Raw genomic sequence first — 25,907 nt, 5'->3', positions numbered from 1 at the left:
GCACGGCGGCCAAGGAACCCGCGGATCAATGCTCCCCCAGGGACGGAAAATCGTCAGAGATCGACAGAAGGCGACTCGCGTGAACCTAGAGGGATCGCTGTGACGCGGCAATGTCGGGACCCCAAGCGCGATCTGGCGGCCGTCGAGAATCGCGGCGGAAGCGGGATCCTCCGAGGGTTTCCGCAGGTCAGCAGAGTTTTGGCCGAAAAACGCAGGTCAGGCGCCCGCCGACGGAACGTTCCGTCGGCGGGCGGCGTCCATACACGGATACCCTTGACATGTGACCGACGCCCAAAAGACCGCAGCAGACAGCTCACTGCGAACCACCGGAGGCGCCCCTCCGGACGATGGCGGATCTTCTGACTCCGGGGCGCCGATCCCATTGCTCGAACCCCGCGAGGGGATTCCACCCGTGATCGCGGACGAGGCAGCCCTCGCCGAGGTGATCGACGCCTTCGCCGCGGGCTCCGGCCCGGTCGCCGTCGACGCCGAGCGCGCGTCCGGCTACCGCTACGGGCAGCGCGCCTACCTGGTGCAGCTGCGGCGCGAGGGCGCGGGGTCCGCGCTGATCGACCCCGTGGCCTGCCCCGATCTCTCCGGCCTCGGTGCGGCGATCGCCGACGCCGAGTGGGTGCTGCACGCCGCCACGCAGGATCTGCCCTGTCTCCGCGAGATAGGCATGGTGCCGACGCGACTGTTCGACACCGAGCTCGCCGGACGGCTCGCCGGGTTCCCACGGGTCGGCCTCGGCGCGATGGTCGAGGGCGTCCTGGGCTACGTACTGGAGAAGGGGCATTCCGCCGTCGACTGGTCGACGCGGCCGCTGCCCGAGCCGTGGCTGCGGTACGCGGCCCTGGACGTCGAGCTCCTCGTCGACCTGCGTGACGCGCTGGAGAAGGAGCTGGACCGGCAGGGCAAGCTGGAGTGGGCCCGGCAGGAGTTCGAGGCGATCGCGACCGCGCCGCCCGCTGAGCCGCGTAAGGATCCCTGGCGGCGTACGTCCGGGATGCACAAGGTGCGGCGGCGTCGGCAGCTCGCGGTGGTGCGTGAGCTGTGGGAGACGCGGGACCGGATCGCGCAGAGGCGGGACGTTTCGCCGGGCAAGGTGCTGTCCGACACGGCCATTGTCGAGGCCGCGCTTGGCCTGCCGGCCAATGTGCATGCCCTCACGGTGCTGAACGGTTTTGGGCATCGGATGGGGCGGCGTCAGCTGGAGCAGTGGCAGGCGGCCGTCGATCGGGCCAAGGCCCTGCCCGACGCCGCGCTGCCGCAGCCTGGGCAGCCTGTTGCCGGGCCTCCGCCGCCGCGTGCCTGGGCCGACAAGGATCCCGTTGCCGCGGCTCGGCTGTCCGCGGCGCGCGCTGCGGTTTCCGCGCTGGCCGAGCAGCTCAACATGCCTCAGGAGAATTTGATTACGCCGGACACGGTGAGGCGGGTTTGTTGGGAGCCGCCCAAGCCTGTGGATGCGGAGGCTGTGGCTTCTGCGCTTGCCGGGTACGGGGCTCGGGCCTGGCAGGTTGAGCAGGTCACGCCGGTGTTGGTGGAGGCCTTGTCCGCCCAGACGCCATAGGAGTTCTGTTGTAGGGCGGCTACAGGTCGTTCGTGGCTGGTCGCGCAGTTCCCCGCGCCCCTTGGTGGGTCATCTCGTCGCGCCTCGCATGAAGCCGTTGTAGATGAAGCGCTGTAGGGACAGGAAGACCACCAGCGTTGGCAGGATCACCAGGACCGCTCCCGCCGAGATCACCTCCCAGTGGGCCGCGTACAGGCCTCGGAAGCGGAACAACGACGTCGAGATCACGCCAAGATCTTCCGAGGGCATGTAGAGGAACGGGATGTAGAAGTCGTTGTAGACGGTGATCCCCTTCACTATCACCACCGTCGCGATCGCCGGTTTGAGGAGCGGGAAGATGATCTTTCGGTAGATCGTGAAGGCGTTGGCGCCGTCCAGGCGGGCGGATTCGTCCAGGGAGATCGGGATGGATCGTACGAACTGCAGGAAGATGTAGATCGAGACGATGTCCGTGCCCATGTAGAGCGCGATCGGTGCCCACAGGCTGTCGAACATGCCGAAGTTGTTGACTATCTGGAAGGTCGCCACCTGGGTCGTGACGCCCGGGACGAGTGCCGCCACCAGGAAGAGCGCGACCACCAGCTTCTTGAAGCGGAAGGTGAAGCGGTCGATGGCGTAGGCCGTCATCGAGCCGATGAGGACCGTGCCGGCGATCGAGACCAGCAGGATGATCGCCGTGTTGGTGAACGCGGAGAGCATCTCGCCGTCCTGGAACGCCGACACGTAGTTGTGGAAGTTCAGCAGGTCGCCGGGGAGTTCGAGGGCGCCGCTCGTGTTCGCCATCTCCTTCTCCGACTTGAGGGAGGTCAGGAGGACGACGACGAGTGGGAGCAGGACCACCACGGTCGCGGCGATCAGCGACAGGTACACGAGTGTGCGGGCCACCGTGCGGCGTGTCATACGAGGTCCACCTTGTCGTCGGGGACCAGGCGCCGCTGCACCCAGGTCACCAGCAGGATGATCAGGAGGAGGACAATGGCGGCCGCCGAGGCCAGGCCCGTCTTGTTGAAGCGGAAGGCCAGGTTCACCGTCTGGATCACGAAGGTCTCGGTGCCGGTCGCGCCGCCGGTCATGATGTAAGGGATCTCGAAGGCCGACAGCGAGCCGGAGATGGACAGGATCACCGTCAGAGTCAGCACCGGTTTGATGCCCGGCGCGATGATGTAGCGGAACTGGTGCCAGCGGCCCGCCCCGTCCAGCTCGGCCGCCTCGTACAACTCCCCCGGGATCGACTGGATCGCACCCAGGAACAGGACGAAGTTCAGGCCCAGATAGCGCCAGACCGAGACGCCGGCGAGTGACGTGTTGGCGGACGTCGGAGTGCCCAGCCAGGCGTGGTCCGTGTGGTAGCCGAACAGGCTCAGGACCGAGTCGAGCGTGCCGCCGTCCTGGAAGAAGTAGAGGAACACGAAGCCGATCGCGACTCCGTTGATCAGGTACGGGAAGAAGAGCACGCCCTTGAAGAAGTTCCGGAAGCGGACGTTGAAGCTCAGGATCGTCGCGAAGTAGAGCGCGGCGACGATCTGGAACGCGGAGGCGGCGAGGTAGTAGCCGCTGACCCAGAAGACCTCGAAGAGTTCCGGGCGGGTGAAGAGCTCCGTGTAGTTCTCGGCGCCCGTGTAGTGCAGTTCGGGGCTGACGCCGTCCCAGTCGGTGAAGCTGTACGCGACCATGTTGGCGATCGGCGCGTAGGTGAAGACGATCAGCAGGGCGAGCGGGGCGAGGAGGAACAGCCAGGGGGTGACGCCCCGCCAGATGCGAGTCCTGCGCGAGGCAGGAGCCGGGACGGGGGCGGCCGGGATCACCTCCACGGCCGCCTTCTGAGTCGTGTCCGTCATCAGGACCCCAGGTTCTTCTGGGCGTCCGTCCAGCGCTTGCTGAGGTCGGCGAAGAAGTCGTCGAGGCTGCCGTCGCGTGCGCCGCGGGCCAGGTCGACGAGGTTCTGGCGGTACTCGGGGGCGTAGATGCCGGTCTCCGACTGATTGTCGATGCTCTTGACCTGGGCGCCCTTGCTGTCGTCCAGCTCGATGAACTTCACGCCCGCGTCCTCGTACGGCTTCAGTACGTCCGGCAGGGCCGCGTCCTTGAGCGGGGAGATGGCCAGGTTGTCCTTGTCGTAGCCGGACTTGTCGGTGAACCAGTCGATCCAGGCGCGGGCCGCCTCCTTGTGCTTCGAGTGGACGTTGACGGCCTGGTTGTAGTCGGGGCCGATGACCGCGCAGAACTTGCCGTCCACCTGGGCCGGGAAGGGCATGAAGCCGATGTCGTCGGGGTTCACCCCGGCCTTCTTCGCGGCGTCCTGGAACTGGACGATCGCCCAGGTGCCGAGCCACTGGGTGGCGATCTCGCCCTTGGCCGTACGGGGCTTGGACTGCTCCCAGTTGCTGGTCGTCGGGTCCTTCTCGATCAGCCCCGACCTGACGGTGTCGTAGAGCAGCGTGTCGCCTACGCGCAGGTCGGCGCCCTCCGCCCACGGGTCGCCCTCGGCCAGCTTGCCGGTGGCCTGCGGGTCGCAGTTGACCGAGCCGTCGACGTACGTCCACGAGGTCAGCGTCCAGCCGGCCGCGAAGTTGGTGTAGTACGGGATGGCGTCGGTCTTGGCCTTGATGGCCTTGAGGTCCGTGAGGAACTCGGCCGGGGTGGTGGGCCATTCGGTGACGCCGGCCTCCTTCCAGACCCGCTTGTTGTAGACGAAGCCCGGGCTCACGCCGACCGGGCTCTGGCCGTAGACCTTGCCGTCGACGGTGGTGAAGTCGGTGAAGCGGTACTTCTTGCCGCGCTCCTCCTGAGTGCCCAACGAGGCGAAGAACTTGGGGTAGTCGCTCTTCTTGATGACCGCGGGGATCAGCAGGACGTCGCCGTAGTTCTCCGTGTTCATACGGATCTTGACTTCGGCCTCGTAGTCGGTGAGCGCCTCGAACTCGACCTTCACCTTGGGATAGGTCTTGTTGAACGCGTCGGCGTACTTCTTCATCGTGCCGTCCTGCACGAGGTCCGTCCGCACGGTGAGGACCTTGATGGTGCCGGTGACTTTTGACGGGTCGTCAGGCGCCTTCGCGTCGGCGCCTTCCGTGGAGCCTCCGGTGCCGGTGCAGGCCGAGAGCAGCAGGGCTGTGGCGGTCAGGGCGAGGACTGTACGGCGGTTCATGTGCATCAGCTCCGTTCCAGGGACGGACGAGCACGTGCGGGTTGGCTGATTCGGCACTCTGACAGCGCTTTCCTCAACCGGTAAAGTCCCAATCCCGCCAACGATGCCCGAACATCGCCCCATCCTGGGATAGACCGGTTTAGGGAGTGCGCATGCTGGAGGCCACACCGCTCGACGAAGGCTGGGTCCTGCGGTACGAGGGCGACGCGCTGCCGGCCGTGGTGCCGGGCTGCGTGCACACCGACCTGCTGGCGGCGGGCGTGATCCCGGACCCCTTTCTCGGGCGGAACGAGACCGGGGTGGCGTGGGTCGGGCGGCGCGACTGGACGTACGAGACGGAGCTGTCGGCCACGTCGGCGCATGAGCAGACCGACCTCGTCTTCGACGGTCTCGACACGGTCGCCGAGATCCTGCTGGACGGCCGGCTCCTGGGCCGGACAAGGAACATGCACCGCTCCCACCGCTTCGACGTGACCGGCCTGAGCGGGCGGCTCTCGGTGCGGTTCACCTCCGCCTACGCCGAGGCCGAGGCGGTGCGCGGGCGGCTGGGCGAGCGGCCCGCCGCCTACGCCGAGCCGTACCAGTACGTCCGCAAGATGGCCTGCTCCTTCGGCTGGGACTGGGGGCCGACCCTGGTGACGGCCGGAATCTGGCGTCCGGCCCGCCTGGAGCACTGGTCGACGGCCCGGATCGCCCGTGTACGCCCGCTCGTGACCGTCGAAGGGAGCGTGGGGCGCGTCGAGTTGGCCGTCGACATCGAGCGGACCCGGGTCGAGGCGCCGCTCACCGTCGAGGCCACGGTAGCCGGGGTGCGGGCGCGCGCCGAGATCGACGGGACGCGGGGGGTCGTACGGCTGGAGGTGCCGGACGCCGGGCTGTGGTGGCCGCGCGGGTACGGCGAACAGCCGCTGTACGACGTCGAGTTGACGCTTCTGCACGGCGAGGCCGCCCTGGACGGGTGGCGCCGCCGCATCGGCTTCCGGACCGTCGGTCTGGACCGCCGGCCCGACGCGCACGGCACCGGCTTCACCCTCGTCGTCAACGGCGAGCGGCTCTTCGCGCGGGGCGTGAACTGGATCCCGGACGACGTGTTCCCGTCCCGGATCAGCCGCGAGCGGTACCGGGAGCGGCTGCGGCAGGCCGCCGACGCGGGCGTGGACCTGGTCCGCGTGTGGGGCGGCGGGATCTACGAGAGCGAGGACTTCTACGACGCCTGCGACGAACTGGGGCTGCTGGTCTGGCAGGACTTCCCCTTCGCCTGCGCCGCCTACCCCGAGGAGCAGCCGCTGCGCGGCGAGGTGGAGGCGGAGGCCCGCGAGAACGTCGTACGGCTGATGCCGCATCCGTCCTTGGTGCTGTGGAACGGGAACAACGAGAACCTGTGGGGGTTCCGGGACTGGGGGTGGGAGCAGCGGCTCGGCGGGGACTCGTGGGGTGAGGGGTACTACCTGGGCGTACTGCCGCGTGTGGTGGCCGAGTTGGACCCGAACCGGCCGTACACGGCGGGCAGTCCCTGGTCCGGGTCCTGGGAGCGGCACCCGAACGACCCGGCGCACGGCACCCATCACTCGTGGGAGGTGTGGAACCGGGAGGACTACGCGGAGTACCGCGCGAACGTGCCGCGTTTCGTGGCCGAGTTCGGCTGGCAGGCACCGCCCGCCCACGCCACGTTGGCGCGTGCGCTGCCTGGAGAGGAGCTCGCGGTGGACTCCCCCGGGATGCTGCATCACCAGAAGGCCGAGGACGGCAACGGGAAGTTGGAGCGGGGGCTCGCTCGTCATTTCACCGTGCCTGAAGGGGACTTCGACCGCTGGCACTACCTCATGCAGGTCAACCAGGCGCGGGCGGTGGCAGCCGGGGTCGAACACTGGCGGTCGCACTGGCCGGTGTGTGCGGGGACGGTCGTATGGCAGCTCAATGACTGCTGGCCGGTGACGAGTTGGGCGGCGGTGGACGGGGACGGGCGGGAGAAGCCGCTGTATCACGAGTTGCGGCGGCTGTATGCGGACCGGCTGCTGACGCTTCGGGGGCGGGTACTGGCAGCTGTTAATCAGGCGGCTCGTGAGTGGGCAGGGGCGGTGCGCTTGCGGCGGATGTCCGTCGAGGGGACGATGATCGGCGAAACGAGTGTGGAGTTCGCCGCCGGGGCGCGGGCGGTGGCGCTCGTCGACGTACCGAAGGAGCTGGAGCCTGTCGGGGTGAAGGAGTTTCTCGTCGCGGACGCGGACGGGCTGCGGGCCCTGCGTTTTCCGGCGCCGGACCTTGAAATCCCGTACCCCCGCCCCGAGTTCGACGTCTCGGTCGAGCCGGGCTCGGTGACCGTGACGGCCCACACCCTCGTACGGGATCTGCTGCTTCAGGCCGATCGGCTGGGCCCTGCGGCGCGGGCCGATCGGGGGCTCGTCACGCTGCTTCCCGGGGAGCGGGTGACCATCGGGGTGTGCGGCTGGGAGACTCCCTCGGCGGAGGCTGCCCGTGCCGCCCTGTACTGCGTGGAGCCCGCTCGATGACAGCACTGCCGAGTCCTCGCGTCACCATCAAGGACGTCGCCGCGCGTGCCGGTGTGTCCAAGGGCGCCGTGTCGCTCGCCTTCAACCACAAGCCGGGGCTGTCCGAGGCGACGCGGGACCGGATCTTCGAGGCGGCCCGGGAGCTGGGCTGGGCGCCGAACCTCACGGCGCGGACGCTGGCCGGGTCGCGCGTGGACGTGGTGGGGCTCGCGATCTGCCGACCCGCCCGGCTGCTCGGGCTCGAACCCTTCTACATGGAGTTCGTCTCGGGGGTGGAGAGCGTCCTGACCGAGCACTCCTGTTCGCTGCTGCTCAGGCTCGTACGGAATCTGGAGGAGGAGGTCGGGATCCAGGAGTCGTGGTGGCGGGGGCGGCAGATCGGGGGGTCGATCCTGGTCGACTTCCGGGCGGACGACCCCCGGGTGGCGGCGGCCGAGCGGCTCGGGATGCCGGTGGTGGCCGTCGGGCACCCTTCGCTGACCGGCGGGCTCACCTCCGTGTGGACCGACGACTCCACCGCCGTGACGGAGGCCGTGCGGTATCTCGCCGCGCTCGGGCACCGGCGGATCGCCCGGGTGGGCGGGGCGGCGGCGCTCGGGCACACCGCGATGCGTACGGCCGCGTTCGATGAGACGGCGCGGGCGTTGGAGCTGGCCGGGGCCTGGCAGGTCACCACCGACTACTCGGGCGAGGCGGGGGCGCGGGCCACGCGGTCGCTGCTTGCGGCCGCGCCGGCTGATCGGCCGACGGCGATCGTGTACGACAACGACATCATGGCGGTGGCCGGGCTGTCCGTGGCGGCCGAGATGGGGCTGAGCGTCCCGGGTGACGTGTCCCTGCTGGCCTGGGACGATTCCCAGCTGTGCCGGCTGACCCATCCGACGCTCTCCGCGATGAGCCATGACGTGCACGGATTCGGGGCGGACGCGGCCCGGACGCTGTTCGGCGTGATCACGGGGGACGGGCCGGGTTCGCATCCGGTGCCCACGCCGGTGCTGACGCCGCGGGGGTCGACGGCGCCTCCGAGGGCATGATCCTCACCCGTCCGGGGGTGTGACGTTCGCCGCTCCCCCGTGCAGGGGTGTGCAGCTACGTTACCCACAAGTAGCATGGGTCCTGAGCGCGCGCTCAGCGCATCGCAGCAGTGCAGATCCCGCACCCTGGAGGAGAGCCATCGTGCCTCGTACCGTCAGGGACGTCGTCTTCGTCGACGGCGTCCGCACCCCGTTCGGCAAGGCGGGCCCGAAGGGCATCTACCACGAGACCCGGGCCGACGACCTCGTCGTGAAGGCGATCCGGGAGCTGCTGCGCCGTAACCCCGGTCTCGACCCGAAGAAGATCGACGAGGTCGCCATCGCCGCGACCACGCAGATCGGCGACCAGGGTCTGACGCTGGGCCGCACAGCGGGCATTCTCGCCGGGCTGCCGCAGTCGGTCCCGGGATACTCCATCGACCGCATGTGCGCGGGCGCGCTGACCGCCGTGACGACCGCGGCCGGTTCCGTCGCCTTCGGTGCCTACGACGCCGTCATCGCCGGTGGCGTGGAGCACATGGGCCGTCACCCCATGGGTGAGGGCGTGGACCCGAACCCGCGGTTCGTGAGTGAGAAGCTCGTCGACGAGTCGGCCCTGTTCATGGGCATGACCGCCGAGAACCTGCACGACCGCTACCCGCACATCACCAAGCTGCGCGCCGACGAGTACGCGGTGCGTTCGCAGGAGAAGGCCGCCAAGGCGTACGCCAACGGCAAGATCCAGCAGGACCTGGTGCCGATCTCGGTGCGCCGCACCAACCCGGAGGCCGGTGAGACGGGCTGGGGCCTGGTCACCGCCGACGAGCCGATGCGTCCGGGCACCACCCTGGAGAACCTCTCCGGTCTCAAGACCCCGTTCCGTGTGCACGGCCGGGTCACCGCCGGTAACGCGGCCGGTCTGAACGACGGTGCCACCGCGTCGATCATCGCGAGCGAGGACTTCGCCCGCGAGAGCGGCCTGCCGGTCAAGATGCGCCTGGTCTCGTACGCCTTCGCGGGCGTCGAGCCGGAGGTCATGGGCTACGGCCCGATCCCGGCGACCGAGAAGGCGCTTGCCAAGGCGGGTCTGTCGATCGAGGACATCAACCTCTTCGAGATCAACGAGGCCTTCGCCATCCAGGTCCTCGCGTTCCTCGACCACTACGGCATCGCGGACGACGACGCGCGCGTCAACCAGTACGGCGGCGCCATCGCGTACGGCCACCCGCTGGCCTCCTCCGGCGTCCGTCTGATGACGCAGCTGGCCCGCCAGTTCGAGGAGCAGCCGGAGGTCCGTTACGGCCTCACCACCATGTGCGTCGGCTTCGGCATGGGCGCCACGGTGATCTGGGAGAACCCGCACCACAAGGACGCCGGAGGCGACAAGTGAGCACCGCTGAACTCCTGAAGGGCGCGGCCGAGCTCTTCCCCGACGAGGTCGTGACGTCCGCGCACGTACGCCACCTCGACCTGCCGTTCGGTGCCGGGCGCTTCGCGCTCATCACGCTGGACAACGGCCTCGACCACACCAAGCCGACCACCTTCGGCCCGGCGTCGCTGGCGAACGTCAACGCCGCCATCGACCAGGTCGAGAAGGAGGCCGCGGCCGGCGAGATCGTCGGTATCGGCGTGACCGGCAAGCCGTTCATCTTCGCGGTCGGCGCGGACCTCAAGGGCGTAGAGCTCCTGAAGAACCACGACGACGCGCTCGCCATCGGCAAGGGCGGCCACGAGGTCTTCAAGCGGCTGTCCGGGCTCGGGGTTCCGACCTTCGCCTACTACAACGGTGCCGCCATGGGCGGTGGCGTCGAGGTCGGTCTGCACTGCAAGTACCGGACCGTGTCGAAGGCCATCGCGGCCTTCTCGCTGCCCGAGGTGTTCCTCGGTCTGGTCCCGGGCTGGGGCGGCTGCACGATCCTGCCGAACCTGATCGGTGCCGACAAGGCCGTCTCGGTGATCATCGAGAACAGCCTCAACCAGAACAAGCAGCTCAAGGGCGAGCAGGTCTTCGACCTCGGTATCGCCGACGCTCTCTTCGAGGGCGCGGACTTCCTGGAGCAGTCGCTGATCTGGACGGCCCAGGTGCTGAAGGGCGACGTCGAGGTCGAGCGTCCGGTGATCGACCGTGGTGAGGCCTGGGACCAGGCCGTCGCGCGCGGTCGGTTCGTCGCCGACTCCAAGGTGCACGGTGCGGCCCCGGCCGCCTACCGCGCCCTCGACATCATCGCCGCCGCCAAGAACGGTGATCTGCAGCAGGGTTACGACGCCGAGGATGTCGCCCTCGCCGACCTGATCATGGGTGGCGAACTGCGCTCCGGCATCTACGCGTTCAACCTGGTGCAGAAGCGCGGCAAGCGTCCGGCCGGCGCCCCGGACAAGAACCTGGCTCGCCCGGTCACCAAGGTCGGCGTCGTGGGCGCGGGCCTCATGGCCTCGCAGCTCGCGCTGCTGTTCCTGCGCCGCCTGGAGGTCCCGGTCGTCCTCACGGACATCGACCAGGAGCGCGTCGACAAGGGTGTGGGCTACGTCCACGCCGAGATCGACAAGCTGCTGCTGAAGTCCCGGATCAACCAGGACAAGGCCAACCGTCTCAAGGCCCTGGTCACCGGTGTGCTGGACAAGGCCGAGGGCTTCTCCGACGCGGACTTCATCATCGAGGCCGTCTTCGAGGAGATCGGCGTCAAGCAGCAGGTGTTCGCGGAGGTCGAGGCGGTCGCTCCGGCGCACGCGATCCTCGCCACCAACACCTCCTCCCTGTCGGTGACGGAGATGGCGTCGAAGCTCAAGAACCCCGAGCGGGTCGTGGGCTTCCACTTCTTCAACCCGGTCGCGATCCTCCCTCTCCTGGAGATCGTGCGCGGCGAGCAGACGGACGACGCCTCGCTGGCCACGGCGTTCGGCGTCGCCAAGAAGCTGAAGAAGACGGCCGTTCTGGTGAAGGACGCCCCGGCGTTCGTCGTCAACCGCATCCTCACCCGCTTCATGGGCGAGATCCAGAACGTCATCGACGAGGGCACGTCGGTCGAGGTCGCCGAGAAGGCGGTGGAGCCCCTGGGCCTGCCGATGTCTCCTCTCGTCCTCCTGGAGCTGGTCGGTCCGGCGATCGGCCTGCACGTCTCCGAGACCCTCAACCGGGCCTTCCCCGACCGCTTCACGGTCTCCCCGAACCTCGCGGCCGTCGTCAAGGCGGGCAAGCGCGGCTTCTACGTCTACGACAGTGGGAAGCCGGAGCTGGACCCGGAGGTCGCCGCGCTGTTGAAGCAGGGCGATGTCGTACTGACGGAGGAGCAGGTCCGCGAGCGCGTCCTGGACGCCGTGGCCCAGGAGATCGGGCTCATGCTCGACGAGGGCGTGGTCGCGGAGGCCCAGGACATCGACCTGTGCCTGATCACGGGGGCGGGGTGGCCCTTCCATCTGGGGGGGATCACGCCTTACCTGGACCGTGAGGGAGTCTCCGAGCGGGTGAACGGGAAGCGGTTCCTGGAGCTTGGGGTGGCTTCGGTTCCGGCGTAGTCGTCATTTCCGAAGGGGGCCTGCGCGGAGGCGCAGGCCCCCTTTTGCATTGATCACAAAACGGCGACAAGGTGAAGGTACCAACGATTCTTCGGCCTATAATGTGTCAATCTTGGTCACCGTGTGGGGAGGCCGTTCCTAGGGCCGACGGAAGGATGGACGGCACATCATGCGGGGAAGAGCGCGGAGTCCACGCCGCACCTCCGACAGCGAGGCCCGTGAACAGGCTCCCTCCGCGCACAGAACCGAGAATCCTGTCGGCGGCAAGTGGCTCACCCGTGGCACGGACGGCCGTCTCACCGTGTTCACCCTCGCTACCGAGGGCCTGCTGCGCTGGACCGAGACCCGGCCCGGCGGTCCCGAGTGGGAGGGTCCCGAACCCTTTCCCGTACCGGCGGGGTTGACCCACATATCCATCGCCCAGGGCGTCAACGGCTATCTGCATTTCCTCGCCCGCCGCACCCGGAAGCACGCCGACGGCCACATCCTGGTCGATCTGATGTACACCATGCAGTACCAGTCGGGCCGGCCGCTCAACGAATGGCGTGCGATAGCCAACCCGTACAAGGACACGGACGACCGCCACCCCCGCTTCGGATATCCCACGGGGGCGGTGGACAGCGTCGGAAGCCTCCACATCTTCGCCCGCAACGCGGGCCGCGGACTGCATCTGCGCCACGAGGACAAGGACGGGAAGTGGGGCGCCTGGACCGACCTTCGCGGCAGCGCGCTGCACGAGGGAGTGGTCGTCGGCGTGACCGGCAAGGGTCGGATCGGAGTGCTCGCCCCGTCGGACAAGCCTCTCCACAGCTGGCAGAAGTCCGCCAAGGGCGGCCAGTTCGAGCGCTTGGAAGATGTCCACGTGACGATGGTCCCGGGCACTGGAGTGGCCCTGGAGACCTCCGAGGACCAGCTCACCTTCTACGTGAGTGACGCGTACTCACCGAGTCTGCTGGCCATCAGGCCCAACGGCTCGGTGGTCCCGATCGGCGGTGCCCCCGGCGGGGGCACACCCTCCGCCTTGCGTACCCCGATCGACGGCCAGGACTGCACGGTGCTGGTGCACCGCGGGGTCGGCGGCACCCCCATCTTCGGGGCGTTCGTCACCAACGCCGAGGAGTGGGGAGTGCAGTGGGCCGAGGTCGGCCAGCCCTGCCTCGGCGATCCCACCGTCGTGTTGGACGCCCGCGGCCGCATCGTCCTCGCCCTGCTCGGCACCGACGGTGTTCCCCGCCTCACCCGTCAGTCGTCGGAATCAGGGCTCGCGATGGAGCAGTGGCGTCAGATCTGAGCGCCCCGCACTGGATCCGGAAACCCGGCTTCAGGCCCGCAGTACGGGACGTATGCTCGGCAGCCCGTGCCGCTGCTTCGCGGACTCCGTCATGTCCCGCAGGAAGTGCGCCGCGTGAGCGGTCGTCCCTTCCGTGAACCACATCTCGTCGATCTCGCAGAGTTCGACGCGGACTCCTCGTCCTCGCAAGACGATCGGCAGAGTGTGCGCCACGGTGGAGGGGAACGTCATCACGCTGTGGCCCATGGGCCACTGGGCCGCCACGAGTTCCAGCGGACGGTCGGGGCGGAGCACGCTCACTCCTGTGGCCTCGGCAACACGCCGGAGTTTGTCCCGGCTCTCCCTGCGGTGGGCCAGATAGCGCTCGACTCCTCGCGCGCGCACAATCGCCCGTACGGCTTCCAGATACCGGTCCTGGCCCAGAATGCCGGTCTCAACCAAAGAGGTACCCAACAGGTCAGCGCCCTCGCGGACCCCTGGTCGAGGGAAGAGCGAACGCGTCCAGGCATACGTGTTGGACACGATCCGGAGTCCGGGCGGCGGGGTGACCTCCATGCACGTGAACAGGGAGCGGCCCAGCGACGGGTCGGAAAGCCACTCCATCACCTTGTCGCCGCGCCGGCTGCCATTGGCCTGCTGGTGCCAGCGGGTCAGGCGCCCGCCCTCGGCGAGGATACGGACGAACTCCGTGGTGGCCGTCCCGTCATCGACGATGACCAGCTCACGGGCGCCCGCCGCGGGCAGCAGGGTCTGCACCATGCCGGAGAAGAGATCTCCAACGACCAGCCGGTCGGCCTCCGCGACCAGCTTGCGTACAGCGGTGAACTGCCGCAGCCGGCTGACCGTTCCGGACCTGATCTCGAAGCGGGCAATATCCAGTCCGGAGCCGGCCGCCAGCTCAGCCACACGGGCGAGCTGCACCCGGGACCACGGGTCCAACGGGAGCAGCACAGCCACCTGGAGAGCGAAACCCCCGCCCTGGAGGGCGGTATGAGCCCACTCCGCCACGTTCAGCAGCTGGGCGGGGCTCTCCACCAGGGCGAGGGTTCTCATCATTCGCCCGAGGCCGCGGATTCCGCGACGACGCCGGTGACGCGGCGCAGCTTCTTCATCGGGCCGAGCTCGGACTCGTAGACCTTCTTCACGCCGTCACCGAGGGAAGCCTCGATGGTACGGATGTCGCGGACGAGGCGGACGAGGCCCTGCGGCTCGACCGACGCGGCCTGGTCCGAACCCCACATGGCACGGTCGAGGGTGATGTGACGCTCGACCACGCAGGCGCCGATGGCGACCGCAGCGACAGTGGTCTGCAGACCGATCTCGTGGCCGGAGTAGCCGATCGGGACGTTCGGGAACTCGGCCTGGAGGGTGTTGATGACGCGCAGGTTGAGCTCCTCCGCCTTCGCCGGGTACGTCGACGTGGCGTGCAGCAGCACGATGTTGTCGCTGCCCAGCACCTCGACCGCGTGGCGGATCTGGGCCGGGGTCGACATGCCGGTGGACAGGATGATCGTCTTGCCGGTGGCGCGCAGGGCCTTCAGCAGTTCGTCGTCGGTCAGGGACGCGGAGGCGACCTTGTGAGTGGGTACGTCGAACTTCTCCAGGAAGTCGACCGCCTCGGTGTCCCACGGAGACGCGAACCAGTCGATGCCCTTCTTCTTGCAGTACTCGTCAATGGCTCTGTACTCGTCCTCGCCGAACTCCACACGGTGGCGGTAGTCGATGTACGTCATCCGGCCCCAGGGGGTGTCGCGCTCGATGTCCCACTGATCGCGCGGGGTGCAGATCTCCGGCGTCCGCTTCTGGAACTTGACCGCGTCGCAGCCCGCCTCGACGGCGGCGTCGATCAGCGCGAGGGCGTTCTCCAGCTCGCCGTTGTGGTTGATACCGATCTCGGCGATGACATACGCAGGCGCGCCGGGGCCGACCACACGGGAACCGATGTGCCGGGTACGGGGGTTGTGCATGGGTTCAGAGAGCCTTTCCAAGAAGGTGTGCTGCTATTTCGCGGACAACGCCGTGGCCCCCGCGTGACGTGGTCACGGCGCGGGCGCGTTCACGGACGATGTCGTGGGCGTCGGCCACGGCCACCGGCCAGCCGACGAGTTCGAAGCAGGGCAAGTCGTTGACGTCGTTGCCCACGTAGAGGATCCGCTCGGGGGCGATGCCCTCGACCTCGTACCACTTGCGGAGTTCGGCGTCCTTGCTCAACGTCCCCTGGATCACTGGGACTTCGAGCTTGCGCGCCCTGGCCGAGACCACGGGGTTGGTCTCGCTGGAGAGGATAAGGACGGGGATTCCGGCCGCCCTGAGGCGGGCGACGCCCATCCCGTCGCCCCGGTGTACGACGACCGTCTCGTGCCCGTCCGCGTCGATCCACACGCGGTCGTCGGTCTGGGTGCCGTCGAAGTCGAGGACCACCGCATCGACTTCGGTACGGGTCGGGAACCGGGGCGGGTCGATCAGTCCGGCGAGGGCGCGGGCCCGCTCCAGGTCGGCCGGGTCGTCGATCTCCAGGGTGCGTGCCGGGTCGACGGGGACGGCCGCCACGTTCCCGAAGAAGCGGTGGTTCTTCTCGCGGAAGCCCTGAGCGCGCATCGCGTAGGCGGCTCCCGTCTCCAGGAACTCCTCGGGGCGGTCCTGGCGGCGCAGCCGCTCGGCGCTGTCGTGGTTGACGCCCTCGGCGGCGGCGATCTCGGTACGACCCGCCGCTCGCTCGCCACGCCACACGAACCCATGGAAGGGGGAGGCGGTGAACGCGGAGTCGGCGCCCCCGTCCAGCACGGCCGAAACTACGCCGTCGATGTCGTCGGCGGTCAGGAACGGGCTGGTGGCCTGGACGAAGAGCAGGACATCGGTCGATTCGCCGTGCCGTTCCTCGACGGTGTCCAGGGCGTGCAGCAGGGCGGATTCGCTGGTTGCCGTGTCGGAGGCGAGCACGGCCGGGCGCAGCACCACCTCCGCGCCATGGCGGCGCGCTTCGGCCGCGATGCTCTCCGCGTCCGTGCTCACAACGACCCGGGTGACCCGCTCCGACCCACGGCAGGCGTGCACCGCCCGGCCGATCAGTGACACCCCGGCCACCTGGGCGACGTTCTTGCCGGGAATGCCCTTGGAGCCACCGCGTGCCGGGATAACGGCGACGACGACCGAAGAAGGAACAGAAAGGGACATGTGAGACCTCGGAAGGGCAGGCTGGGTGGGAACGTGATCAGTAAGTGGGGGAAGATGAGGAGGGTCGCGACCGGGCTCTCAGAGACCGCCCCAGCGCTGGATCTTCGGCGCCACGGTCTGGACACCGAACCGGTAGGCCCGACGCAGCACCTTCCGCGAGGCCCGGCCCATCAGACCGGGCCGATTGGCAGTGGGGCCCGCCGAGTGGGGCAGCGGGGTCCCGTCCGGTGCCAAGCCACGGCGCGCCAGGAGCCGAGGCAGATAACCCGCGGCGTTCTGCATTGTGTAGTACGGCCGGATCGGCGGCAGGGCGGCACGTGCCAACGCGGTGACACGCTGGCGCAGTTGTGCGTAGGGATCGCTGGCCAGGATGCCCTGCTCCTCCAGCCAGCCCGGGTGGGCGTAGGGCTGGAGTCCCTCGTCGATCTCGTTCCAGGAGGCCACGCAGCCGGAGCCGGTGAAGTAGTGATTGCCGTGCGGTTCCCGGACCCCAAGGTCACTGAGGATCACCGTGGGGATGCCGCGGTGCATCGACTCCAGGGCCGCGGTGGAGCTGACAGTGACCATGAGGTCGGTGCGGTCCAGGACCTCGGCCATGTTGCCGTAGACGAACTGGAGGTTGGGCGGCAACGGTTCGCCCAACTGCTCGGCGAGGGTCTCGTAGTGGTACGGCTCGATGTGCGTGGTCTGCTCGCCGGGTTTGGAGCGGAGCTTGATGAGCACATCGCGGCCGGCCCGCAGGCGGGCGTGCTGGATGGCGCGTCGCAGGATGTAGACACGTCCGTCACGGTCCTCGGGCACGGAGGGCTGGACGGCGAACGTCACCGTGAAGGGGTGTGTGGCGCCGGTGCGCAGGGGGTCGTACTGCTGGTCGGCGAGGAAGGGCAGCGCGGTCTGCACGACACAGCGGTCGTCGATCCCGAGTCCCCGGTATATCTCGCGGAACCGGCGCGCGTCGAAAGGGCTGTTGGCCAGCACGACATCCGAGCCGGCGCGCAGCAGCAGACCGTCCGTCAGATTCTCGTAGACGACGCCCACATAGCCGGTGACCACGACCGGACGGCGAGGGACGTCCTCGAAGGCGCGGGTGAGGCCGTGCAGGACCGCCTGCGTGGTGCCACCGACGGAGCCGACGATCAGCACATCGGCCTCGACGACTTCGGGGTTGGTGACGAACTCCGCGACCGAGGACTGGGTGACGGTGGCCGGCTCGATGCCCACCTCCGCCATCTGGCGCTCGGTGGGTGTGGCCCGGCCGTTGAGCATGTGAGCGTGCACATGGGGGTGAGGGTGGAGCCGCTGCGCCAACTCGCCACCCCACTTCCATCGGGTGTCGGAGTCGGCGAGTACGTGGATGCGCATCGCCTTCGTCGTTTCTTCTCACCTCGACGGTGACGTTTCGTCAGCGAATGGCCGACCAGTCGAGCTTGAACGTTTCTTTACTTATTTGTCGCTTATTGAACACTCAATCGACCGAGCAAGTCCACCTATTCTTCACTCCCGTGACAGATCTCTCAGGTGTCACTCCCTGGACATTGCCTTGGCCACCTTGCGCGCGCCCCTGGCCTTGACCAGGCGGGCCGCCGCGCCGGACTCGGGATTGATCCGCAGCGCCTCCTGCGCCGCGAACATCCGCAGCGACTTGCCTTCCCGGCCCATCAGGGCGGCCATCTCGGCGATCTTGATCCACGTCATCGCGCGATCGTCCCCGGCCATCGCTGCGAGCGAGAGCATCCGCTTCGCCTGCTCCAGGTCGTCGTCCCTGATGAAGATCTGCGCCATGCCGATGAGTACGTCCATCGGCTTGCGCTCCTTGAGGATCTGCTCGCCGATACGCCTGGCCACGTCGAAGTCACCCGTCGCCAAACGCTCCTTGAAGGAATCGACCGTCAACTCCTCCTGGCCCGTCGGCTTCGTCCTCGTCCCGACCTCGCCCTTCTTCGCCCTGTTCTCCTCCTCGATAGCCCGCATCTCGGCTTCCGAGGGCGCCCCCGGGAGGGACAGTTTGTAGAGGAGATCGGGCTTGAAGTGCATCTGCAGCGCGGGTCTCACCTCCATCTGGGGGAGGGCACGCGTCACATAGGCGACGGCGCGCTCCCTCAGATGCGGGTTGCGGTCCGGCTGCATGCAGTACCCGACCGTCGCCACGTACTCGGCGAGTTCCTGACGAACCCAGCCAGGGTTGTTCAACAGGTCAGGGGCGCTGAAACCGTTGCCTTCGAGGTCCGGCAGAGCAACCTCGCAGATGGTCACCGGGATGCGGTTGCTGTTCGGGTAGGGCCGCATCTTCCGCAGGACCTCACGAGCACCGACCGCGGCCGCCGGGATCCCATAAACCGCACGAGCTGTGAAGAGCGCAGTCGAGAAACACCCGATCACGACGACAGGCCGCAGTTGTCCGTACACGGCCTCGGCGAGCAGCGGCGTCTCCAGCACCAGGAGTTGGATGCTCAGCTCCTCGGCCCGCTGCGCCAGCGAGTCGGTGAAGCTCTGCGGGGCGCTCGGGTGTGGTTTGAAGAGAACCGAGGTGAAGCCGAGGTTCACCGCCGCGTCGAACATCCGCAGGTGCAGTGCCTCCTCTTCCTCCTCGGTGAGCAGTCCGATGCTCGACAGGTACTGCCCGAGCAGCATGGCCGCGCCGGAGCGGCCCGAGGGGAAGTCCGACGGGACCAGCTGCGCCAGCGCCGGTGCGCACGACTGCCCGAACTCGGAGAAGACTCTCTGCACCGCGGTCGACTCGACCGGTTCGGCCGGAACGCCGTACTCGCTCAGCAACAGCGGCCGCAGTCCCGGGATCAGATCCAGGTAGAGGGTGCGGCGAATGCGCGAGTGGACATCGCGGGCCAGCGCGTTACGCGTGGGACCGTAGGTCATCAGACCATCGGCGTACACCGTGATCCTCGCCTCGCGGAAGATCTTGCAGAACGTCAGCGCCGGCTTCACCTGAATCGACTCGACGACGAGCTCCATCGGGCCGGGGGGAATCTTCCAGCGCAGCCCGAGCAGCTCCCGCCACATGGGCACGTCCTCCGTGCGCGGATCCCACAAGCTCGGGTGATAGGGAAAGATCACCGAGTTCCAGGAGATCACCGCGTCGAAGCGGGGTCGCAGCGTCTCGAACCCCTCCATGGCGTCGAGCGGCGTGGTGACTTCCGGGATCTCCGTGTTCGTGCACACCACGAGGATGCGCCGGGTGCCCTCGGCCGCACCGAACTGCCCCGAGTCGACAGCTGCCGACAGAGTCAGCGCCCCGTACAACGTGGACGCGACGAATATCTGTGTCGCCATCAGGCGGTGACCCCGATGCTGCGCGGGTTCTGCCGCTGGTTGGGGGTGCCGGGTCGAGCCCCCCATGCCGCGCGGCGCCCGTTGTTCGGCAGGATGCGGACGTCCGCATCCTCCGATCGCGGTTCGGGTGCGCTCTCGCGCGCGGAGTTGATCAGGTTGGCGCGCTTCTCACCCATCTCGTCCAGGGTCTTGTCGAGCAGTTGCTGCGGCAGCCGGTCGAGCGACCGCGCCACGCCCGTCTTCAGCTTGGCCCTGACGTCGTCCTCGTACGTGTCCGCCCGGTCGAGGTGGATGGCCATCATGGCGCAGTACGTCCGGATCACCTTGGGCATGATGTTGCGTCCCCAGGGGTGCGCCGCCACTTCCTGGACGACCTGGTCGAAACACGGCATGAAGTCGAGCTGACGCTCGTCGGGGATACGAGTCAGGGACGTGGTGACGTCGCGCCGGTAGAAGATGCCCGCGAGGTCCACCGCCACATAGCTATGCGTGTAGAGGTGCAGCCGCCAGGTCCACATTCGGTCCTCGGCGGTGCGCAGCTTCTGGTCGAAGAACAACAGCCCGCGACGCGCGAGCACCTCCCGGTTGAAAATGCCGGCCCAGACCAGCGGATAGTCGACCATGGTCGACGCGTCCACCGGCATGATCGACTTGATCGGCGGGAGCAGGGTGTTGCGCACGGCCTGCGGCGAGCGGACGATCTCCCGCTTCTTGCCGACGACTCGAATGTGATCGGTCCGTACGAAGTCGGCGCCGAAGTGCTCGATCGCGTCGACCAGTTGGCTCAGATAGCCGGGTGCGAACCAGTCGTCGCCGTCGAGGAAGGCGATGTACTGCCCCCTGGCCATCCTCAGCCCGGTGTTTCGGGTGGCCGAAATACCCGAGTTCTGCGGATTTTGATACAGCACCCCACCGGGGACCTTGCGGATCTCTCGCTGGAGGAGCTCGAAGGTGCCGTCGGTGGAACAGTCGTCAACGACGATGAACTCGAAGTCGCGCCGAGCGTTGAACGCCAGCGACTTCAAGGTGGTGACGGCGTAGTTGCGCACGTTGTACATCGGCACGATGACGGAGAGCTTCACGGGCTGCGCCTCGACTCCCAATTCTCTTGGCCAGCCGGAACGCCTCCGGTCAGCGGACTCACAACACGAGCAGCGGGGTCGTACGCGACATCACTGTCCTTGCTGAACTCCACCTGCCCCCCTGAGCACCCTTTGCGCATCACCGTGCACACCGAGCTGCCTCACGAGATATTCACACCAGATTCAAGCTTCTGTCTAGAACAGATCTGATCACCCGGGCACTTCTGCCCCTTTTTGATCACTTTTCTCACTAGGGCTGACCCATGTGAAGGTGCTCACTCAAGCCATCAACCACCTGTCATTCACACCTGGGCCCGCCCCCAGGGGCCTCGGCACCACCTGTCAGACCGGCGTTCCGAAATCACGGAAGCCCTGTCTATAGTTCTCCGGCACCAGCCTGAATCATCGCGGGCTCTGGCCACTCCCCTCGCGATGACGTCCCGCACGGACCCCCCACACGGTGCGCACTCGCGCGCCGAACCGCTCGGGGCTGCCGATGCCGCGGCACATCACGCGGCGGCTCAGTACCAAACCGTTTGCGGTACCAAACCCTTGTCGACCACCGTGCGGTCGCGCATGATCGCCGGGCACAAAGGAATCGAGCGAAATGAGCCTGGACACCGCCGCTGCCACCAAGCACCGCGGAGTTCGCCGCGTGCGCAAGAACCGCACCGGCAAGCCCCGCCGACTGCGTCGGGTGATCGGCTGGGGGCTACTCGTCCTGGTGCTCGCCGGTGCCGGCACCGGCTACTGGCTCTACAGCAGCATCGACGGCAACATCAAGGGCGTCGACATCGACAAGGCGCTCGGCGACGACCGTCCCGAGAAGCTGGCGACATCGGGCCAGAACATCCTGATCCTGGGCTCCGACTCCCGCTCCGGACGGAACGCCTCGCTCGACACGGGCAACGTCTCCGGCGCCCGCTCCGACACCGCGCTGGTGATGCACATACCCGAGGGCCGCAAGGAGGCCGTCGCGATCAGCATCCCCCGCGACACGCTCGTCACCCGCCCGAAGTGCACCAAGTCCGACGGCTCCACGCTCGCCTCCGCGAAGCGCGTGATGTTCAACTCCGTGTACTCGCTGGCTGGTCCGGCCTGTGTGGTGAAGACCGTCGAGCAGATGTCCGGGGTCCGCATGGACCACTTCGTAGAGATCGACTTCGCCGGTTTCAAGGGGCTGGTCGACGCGATAGGCGGCGTCACGGTCACCCTCGACGAGGCCATCGAGGACGGGGCCAGCGGCCTCGACCTGAGCGCCGGCACGCACAAGCTGGACGGCACCCAGTCCCTCGCGTTCGTCCGGACCCGGTACGGCGTCGGCGACGGCAGCGACCTCGGGCGCATCGGCCTCCAGCAACAGTTCATGCTCGCCCTGCTCAGCGAGATCAAGAAGCAGGACCTGCTGGGCAGCCCCACCAAGTCCTTCAAGATCGCAAACTCGCTGACCGAGGCGCTCACCACCGACTCCGACCTCGCCTCGCTCACCGCACTGGCCAAGTTCGGCCGCAGCCTGAACGGCATCGACCCGTCCACCATGGAGACGATCATGCTCCCGGTGGAGTACGACAAGACCGACCCGAACCGGGTCGTGGCCGCCCAGCCGCAGGCGAAGACCCTGTGGAAGGCGATCCGCACGGACTCCGAGATCCCGGAGTCGGCGAAGAAGTCGCCGGCCACGGGCGGGACTTCCTGACGCGTCACATCCCCTGGCTTGTGGCAGGGCTCGCGCTCTGCGCGGCCCTGTTGCTGCCGGGGACCGCACGAGCGGACGAGGTCGATCCGGCGACGGCGCCCACGGTCCGCTCGCTCACCTACAACGTGTGCGGCGCGTACAGCGTGTGCCAGGACGACTCCTCCACCGCGGTCTGGGTGGACGCGATGGTCGGCCAGATCGAGGCCTGGGACGCCGACGCGGTGATGCTCCAGGAGTTGTGCATCGGGCAGTGGATCGGTCTGCGGGACGCGCTGCCCGGCTACAGCGCGGTGTGGACGGGCACGACGACGGCGTCGGGCTGCGCGAAGTGGGACGCCGACGGTGACAGCCGCTTCGACCTCGGAGTGGTGGTGAAGGCCGACTCCGTGGAACGGTACGCGGCGAGCCTGACCGTCCCGAGCGGCGAGGAACCCCGCTCCGTGCTCTGCGCGAAGGGTCCGACCGACGGCCGTACGACGGTGGCGTGCACCACGCACCTCGCCCAGTACATCGGGCCGGACAACGGCTCCGCCGAGGCCCTCGCCCACATCGACGGCTGGGCCCTGGGCCTGCCGGTAATCCTGGGCGGCAACTTCAACGCCGGGCCCGACTACAGCGCGCTGGACCCCATCCGTACGGGGGTTCCCGGCACCGGGCGCTTCGCCGAGGTCGACGAGAACGACAAGGACTACTTCACGGCCGCCTGCCTGACCGCCTCCGCCCCGGAGTGCCGCTCGGGAGAGCCGACCGTGGACATCAACGGCACGCCGAAGAAGTTCGACCACGTCTTCGTCACCGCCGGCGACTTCTACGGCGTACGCGGTGATGTCGTCGACGGCGGTCTCTCCGACCACCAACTCCCGCGCGGCGCCGCCTATCCCGAGCCCCGGCCCGGCTCCGGTGTGCCGGGTGACCTCACCAACGACGGCCGGCCCGACCTCGTCGCGGTCCAGGACGAGGGCAACCTGCGTCTGTACTCCGGGCTCGGTGACGGCCTGCTCGCCGACGGCTACCGGCAGATCGGCACGGGCGGCTGGACGAACGCCCTGGTCACGCATCGCGGCGACTGGACCGGTGACGGGCGCGAGGATCTCGTCGTACGCATCGGCGACCGGCTGTGGGTCTACCCCAACACCGGGAGCGTCGCTCTCGGCACGCGTATCGCGATGGGCGGCCGGCCCACCGGCTGGACCTCCGCCACCGCCGTGGTGAGCGCCGGCGACCTGGACGAGGACGGCACCGGCGACCTCGTGGTGCGCGACGGCTCGGGGCTGTGGCTGTACCCGGGCGATATGGCCGCCACCGCACCCGCCCTTTCGACCAGTACGCCCGTGCGGTTGAGCGACACGGACTGGAGCGGGCTCGACGTGCTCGCGCCGGGCGACGCCGACGGGGACGGCGCCCTGGACCTCTGGGCGCGGGACCGGACCACCGGCACGCTGTGGCTGTACCCGAACCAACGGCGACGGAACGCTCGGGACGCGTCAGACGGTGGCCGGCGGCACCTGGACCGCCGCCGACCGTCCCCTGCTGACGGCGGGTGACGTCAACACCGACGGCCGTCCCGGCCTGTGGGCGACCACGAACCCCGGCACGTCCAGTTCGCTTCTCTTCCATCCCGGCACGGACACTGGTCTCGGTGAACCGACCACGGTGGGTACCGGCGGTTGGCAGTGGATCCTGCGCCTGGCCTGAGGCGGAGCCGAGGAGGCAGCACGTGACGACTCTCGTGATCATCGACGCCGCCAACGTCGTAGGCTCCGTCCCCGACGGCTGGTGGCGCGATCGTCGCGGCGCCGCCGAGCGGCTGCGGGACCGGCTGGCCCGGGACGGCATCCCGGGTCACGATGAGCCGGTGGAGCTCGTGCTCGTGGTGGAGGGCGCGGCCCGTGGTGTGGAGTCCGTCCCCGGTCTACGGGTCGAGTCGGCACCCGGCAGCGGCGACGACCGCATCGCGGAGCTGGCGGCCGCCGCCCACGGCCGCCCCTGTCTCGTCGTGACCGCGGACCGCGAACTGCGGCGCAGGGTGACCGAGTCGGGCGCCGAGGTCACCGGGCCGCGTGCGCTGCGGGCGGAGGGCTGAGGCCTTACGGCCGGATTCCCGGCACCCTGGCGTACAACACCGCCCCCTCCACCCGCCCCACCTCCTCGTACTCCGCCGCCAGGATCCGCCGTAGCGACGGCAGTCGGTCGGGGGCGTAGCGCTCGCCCCGGGAGTCGTCCACGATCAACGCCGGGGGGTGGGTTGCCAGTTCCTCGCGGAAGGTTGACCAGGTGCCTTCCACCGCGTATTTCTCGCCTACCTGGGGGCCGTCTCTGCCTCCGCTGTAGTTCGTGAGGAGGCCCGCCGTGAGGTAGCGCGAGGCGGGGGTGCGGGCGGACAGCCAGTACGTCTCCGGGTGTATGCCCCAGAAGAGGACGCGGTCCGACGGGGTGGTGCGGCCGGCCGCCGTGGCCGCGAGGCGTTGGGCGTGGGTCAGTTCGGGGTGGGGGGTCAGCAGGCCCCAGGTGAGGAACAGGGTGCAGCATGCCGCCGATGTGAGGATCGCGCTCATCAGGCGGTCGCGGGGCAGGATTTGCAGGGCTGCGGTCGCCAACAGGGCCACTGGCGGGATGAGTTGCAGGTAGTAGTGGCCGAAGAAGTGGAGGCCGAGCAGGACCGCCCCGGCCGAGGAGGCGAGCCACAGCCACAGCTCCGCCGAACCCGTGCGGGCGCTGCGCAACACCCGTACCACCGGCGGGATCAGGCCCGCGCAGGCCACGGCCAGGATCGCGGTGTTGGTCAATCCCCGTGCCAGTACGTGGAGTTCGGAGCCGGTGAAGGTGGCGTACGCGCCGGATCCCGTGACCGTCCAGAACAGGAAACCGGCCGGGTCCGTGAGCAGGGCCGCACAGAGGACGGGGGCTGTCAGCCCAACGCCCAGGCGTAGCAGGGCACTTCTCGGGGCGCCCGAAGTGACGTACAGCCATGCCACCGGGACCAGGACCGCCCCGCCCGTCTGTTTGGTGAGGAAGGCGCACGCGACGGCCGCTCCCGCTCCCGCCCAGTGGCGGCGGTCCGCGCACCACATCGCGGCCGCCGTGCAGGGCAGCATGAACACCTCGAAGCCGGCGGCCTGGGCGTCCTCGGGGTTGAGGCCGACCGAGACGAGGAGGTACAGCACGCCTGCCGTACGGCCCGCTGTGTCGCCCCAGCGGCGGCGGGCGAAGGAGGACAGGAGGACGGCCGTGAGGAGCTGGGCCAGGACCGCCAGGACGCGGACCGAGGTGAGCGACTCGGAGCCCGTCAGCGCGAACGCCGCCTCGTACAGCCACGGCACGAGCGGTGGCTTGCGGTCCACGACCGTCTCGTACAGCTCTCCACCGTGTGCCAGCAGCCTTGCCTGTACGGCGAGATAGCCCTCGTCGGGGTTCCACAGCGGTACCGCGAACGAGGGGATCCGGGTGACGCAGGCCAGTGCCGCCAGCAGGGGCGCCAGTCGCTTCCAGTAGCCGTGGTCCGGGGGTGGTGCGTGCGGTACGGCGCGTGGTGGGTCCAGACAGGCCTGGGGCTCGGCGAGCATGAGGTGCACGCTATCCGGCCCCGCAGTCTCCGCCGAAACGGGACATACGGGGCCGGAGC

20 protein-coding genes are annotated in these 25,907 nt (G+C 68.5%); 10 read left to right on the top strand and 10 right to left on the bottom strand.

Annotation, left to right across the window (positions count from 1 at the left end; all coding sequences use genetic code 11):
- The first annotated feature begins 280 nt into the window (after positions 1–280).
- Positions 281–1,570, top strand: coding sequence for an HRDC domain-containing protein (locus tag AC5DRG_RS39945; protein WP_491804736.1), 1,290 nt, complete (start codon positions 281–283; stop codon positions 1,568–1,570).
- Positions 1,571–1,639: 69 nt separating this feature from the next.
- Here AC5DRG_RS39945 and AC5DRG_RS39940 read toward each other — a convergent pair whose 3' ends face one another.
- From AC5DRG_RS39940 to AC5DRG_RS39930, 3 genes are read right to left on the bottom strand one after another with little or no spacing between them, the layout of a single operon-like run.
- A complete protein-coding gene (locus AC5DRG_RS39940) occupies positions 1,640–2,470 on the bottom strand; it encodes a carbohydrate ABC transporter permease (protein WP_491804735.1) in 831 nt (276 codons plus the stop codon).
- Positions 2,467–3,408 carry a carbohydrate ABC transporter permease gene (locus AC5DRG_RS39935; protein WP_491804734.1) on the bottom strand — a complete coding sequence of 314 codons (942 nt, stop codon included), beginning with the start codon at positions 3,406–3,408 and terminating at the stop codon, positions 2,467–2,469. Before AC5DRG_RS39935 ends, AC5DRG_RS39940 begins: the two co-directional genes overlap by 4 nt.
- Positions 3,408–4,718 carry an ABC transporter substrate-binding protein gene (locus AC5DRG_RS39930; protein ID WP_491804733.1) on the bottom strand — a complete coding sequence of 437 codons (1,311 nt, stop codon included), beginning with the start codon at positions 4,716–4,718 and terminating at the stop codon, positions 3,408–3,410. Before AC5DRG_RS39930 ends, AC5DRG_RS39935 begins: the two co-directional genes overlap by 1 nt.
- Positions 4,719–4,870: 152 nt before the next feature.
- Between AC5DRG_RS39930 and AC5DRG_RS39925 the strand changes: the two genes are divergently transcribed.
- The 5 genes from AC5DRG_RS39925 (at position 4,871) to AC5DRG_RS39905 (ending at position 13,045) form a co-directional block, all read left to right on the top strand.
- Positions 4,871–7,228, top strand: coding sequence for a glycoside hydrolase family 2 protein (locus AC5DRG_RS39925; protein WP_491804732.1), 2,358 nt, complete (start codon positions 4,871–4,873; stop codon positions 7,226–7,228).
- The gene (locus tag AC5DRG_RS39920; RefSeq protein WP_491804731.1) at positions 7,225–8,262 is read left to right on the top strand and encodes a LacI family DNA-binding transcriptional regulator; all 1,038 of its coding nucleotides are present in this window, start codon (positions 7,225–7,227) and stop codon (positions 8,260–8,262) included. The genes AC5DRG_RS39925 and AC5DRG_RS39920 overlap by 4 nt, the downstream gene beginning before the upstream one ends.
- A 142-nt stretch (positions 8,263–8,404) precedes the next feature.
- A complete protein-coding gene (locus AC5DRG_RS39915) occupies positions 8,405–9,631 on the top strand; it encodes a thiolase family protein (protein WP_491804730.1) in 1,227 nt (408 codons plus the stop codon).
- A complete protein-coding gene (locus tag AC5DRG_RS39910) occupies positions 9,628–11,754 on the top strand; it encodes a 3-hydroxyacyl-CoA dehydrogenase NAD-binding domain-containing protein (RefSeq protein WP_491804729.1) in 2,127 nt (708 codons plus the stop codon). The genes AC5DRG_RS39915 and AC5DRG_RS39910 overlap by 4 nt, the downstream gene beginning before the upstream one ends.
- Positions 11,755–11,923: 169 nt before the next feature.
- Complete coding sequence (locus tag AC5DRG_RS39905; RefSeq protein WP_491804728.1) at positions 11,924–13,045, top strand: PLL family lectin; 1,122 nt, start codon at positions 11,924–11,926, stop codon at positions 13,043–13,045.
- Positions 13,046–13,075: 30 nt separating this feature from the next.
- Here the strand turns inward: AC5DRG_RS39905 and AC5DRG_RS39900 are convergent, their stop codons facing one another.
- The 6 genes from AC5DRG_RS39900 to AC5DRG_RS39875 form a co-directional block, all read right to left on the bottom strand.
- Complete coding sequence (locus tag AC5DRG_RS39900) at positions 13,076–14,101, bottom strand: hypothetical protein (RefSeq protein ID WP_491804727.1); 1,026 nt, start codon at positions 14,099–14,101, stop codon at positions 13,076–13,078.
- Positions 14,098–15,012, bottom strand: a complete 915-nt coding sequence (locus AC5DRG_RS39895) for an N-acetylneuraminate synthase family protein (protein ID WP_491804726.1) — start codon at positions 15,010–15,012, stop codon at positions 14,098–14,100. Before AC5DRG_RS39895 ends, AC5DRG_RS39900 begins: the two co-directional genes overlap by 4 nt.
- A 4-nt stretch (positions 15,013–15,016) precedes the next feature.
- Positions 15,017–16,219: a cytidylyltransferase domain-containing protein gene (locus AC5DRG_RS39890; RefSeq protein ID WP_491804725.1), complete on the bottom strand. Its 1,203-nt coding sequence runs from the start codon at positions 16,217–16,219 to the stop codon at positions 15,017–15,019.
- A gap of 78 nt (positions 16,220–16,297) precedes the next feature.
- Entirely contained in the window at positions 16,298–17,581 is a 1,284-nt protein-coding gene (locus tag AC5DRG_RS39885) for a DUF6716 putative glycosyltransferase (RefSeq protein WP_491804724.1), read from the bottom strand.
- Between the two features lie 159 nt (positions 17,582–17,740).
- Positions 17,741–19,507: a polysialyltransferase family glycosyltransferase gene (locus AC5DRG_RS39880; protein WP_491804723.1), complete on the bottom strand. Its 1,767-nt coding sequence runs from the start codon at positions 19,505–19,507 to the stop codon at positions 17,741–17,743.
- Complete coding sequence (locus tag AC5DRG_RS39875; RefSeq protein WP_491804722.1) at positions 19,507–20,589, bottom strand: glycosyltransferase family 2 protein; 1,083 nt, start codon at positions 20,587–20,589, stop codon at positions 19,507–19,509. Before AC5DRG_RS39875 ends, AC5DRG_RS39880 begins: the two co-directional genes overlap by 1 nt.
- A 607-nt stretch (positions 20,590–21,196) precedes the next feature.
- On the opposite strand from AC5DRG_RS39875, the gene AC5DRG_RS39870 reads away from it, so the two are divergent.
- Genes AC5DRG_RS39870 through AC5DRG_RS39855 form a run of 4 tightly spaced genes read left to right on the top strand, consistent with a single transcriptional unit; the run spans position 21,197 to position 24,368 of the window.
- Entirely contained in the window at positions 21,197–22,285 is a 1,089-nt protein-coding gene (locus tag AC5DRG_RS39870) for an LCP family protein (RefSeq protein WP_491804721.1), read from the top strand.
- 20 nt (positions 22,286–22,305) lie between these two features.
- Positions 22,306–23,829: an FG-GAP-like repeat-containing protein gene (locus AC5DRG_RS39865; protein ID WP_491804720.1), complete on the top strand. Its 1,524-nt coding sequence runs from the start codon at positions 22,306–22,308 to the stop codon at positions 23,827–23,829.
- Positions 23,777–23,980, top strand: a complete 204-nt coding sequence (locus AC5DRG_RS39860; protein WP_491804719.1) for a hypothetical protein — start codon at positions 23,777–23,779, stop codon at positions 23,978–23,980. Before AC5DRG_RS39865 ends, AC5DRG_RS39860 begins: the two co-directional genes overlap by 53 nt.
- Positions 23,981–24,002: 22 nt before the next feature.
- Positions 24,003–24,368, top strand: a complete 366-nt coding sequence (locus AC5DRG_RS39855; protein ID WP_491804718.1) for a PIN domain-containing protein — start codon at positions 24,003–24,005, stop codon at positions 24,366–24,368.
- Between the two features lie 4 nt (positions 24,369–24,372).
- On the opposite strand, the gene AC5DRG_RS39850 is transcribed toward AC5DRG_RS39855, so the two are convergent.
- Positions 24,373–25,848 (bottom strand): ArnT family glycosyltransferase, encoded by a 1,476-nt coding sequence (locus AC5DRG_RS39850; protein ID WP_491804717.1) that lies wholly within the window; start codon positions 25,846–25,848, stop codon positions 24,373–24,375.
- Positions 25,849–25,907 lie beyond the last annotated feature (59 nt).

It is taken from the genome of Streptomyces sp. JLBG701 (assembly GCF_058544905.1).
This window is presented reverse-complemented; position numbering and strand designations above follow the sequence as displayed.